At 74.8% G+C, this 773-nt stretch carries 2 protein-coding genes; both read left to right on the forward strand.

What is annotated here, in order from left to right; translation table 11 throughout:
- Positions 1–155: DHHA1 domain-containing protein (locus tag AC3A46_RS19505; RefSeq protein WP_487666699.1), on the forward strand; the 155-nt coding region annotated here is incomplete at its 5' end.
- Positions 156–168: 13 nt separating this feature from the next.
- Positions 169–636, forward strand: coding sequence for a Holliday junction resolvase RuvX (ruvX, locus tag AC3A46_RS19510; RefSeq protein WP_487666698.1), 468 nt, complete (start codon positions 169–171; stop codon positions 634–636).
- The last annotated feature ends 137 nt before the right edge of the window (positions 637–773 follow it).

The following is a 773-nucleotide window of genomic DNA, read 5'->3' on the forward strand; positions in this document are numbered from 1 at the left end:
CAGCGGGCGCCAAGGCGGGCGTCCTCGCCAAGGGCGCCGCCGGCGTGCTCGGCGGCGGTGGCGGTGGCCGTGACGACGTCGCCCAGGGCGGTGGAACGGATGCCGCGGCCCTCCCGGCGGCGCTGACCTCGGTCAAGGACGCGCTCGGCGCGTGAGCGGAAAGCGCCTGTGAACGGCTGGCGGCGGGGGACGCGGCTCGGCATCGACGTGGGCAAGGCCCGGGTCGGAGTCGCGAAGTGCGACCCCGACGGTCTGCTCGCGACTCCGGTCGAGACGGTGCCGCGTGACGAGGCATCCGTGCCCCGCATCGTGGCGCTGTCCGACGAGTATTCGGCGGTCGAGCTCTACGTCGGCCTGCCGCTGAACATGCGGGGCGAAGATACGGCGTCGACACAGGACGCCCGGGACTTCGCTGCGGCGCTGGCGGCGGCATCCGGGCTCCCCGTGCGCCTCGTCGACGAACGGCTCTCCACCGTCTCGGCACACGCGGCGCTGCGCAGTTCGGGCAGAACCCAGCGTTCGTCGCGTAACATCGTGGACCAGGTCGCCGCGGTCGTCCTGCTCCAGCAAGCGCTCGACGTCGAGAAGAGCACCGGACGACCTCCCGGAACCCCCGTCCCCCAGGAGCCCGACTGATGCCCGACTCATCGCCCGACGGCGACGCCGTCCCCCCGTCGCGTCGCGCCGCCCGCGAGGCCGCCGCGCGACAGGCGACGACGGGTGAGACGCCGACGACGCCGGCTGCCGCTCCCGCGGTGCCGGCGACGCCCGCC

This window comes from Microbacterium sp. Soil_C_42, assembly GCF_057656735.1.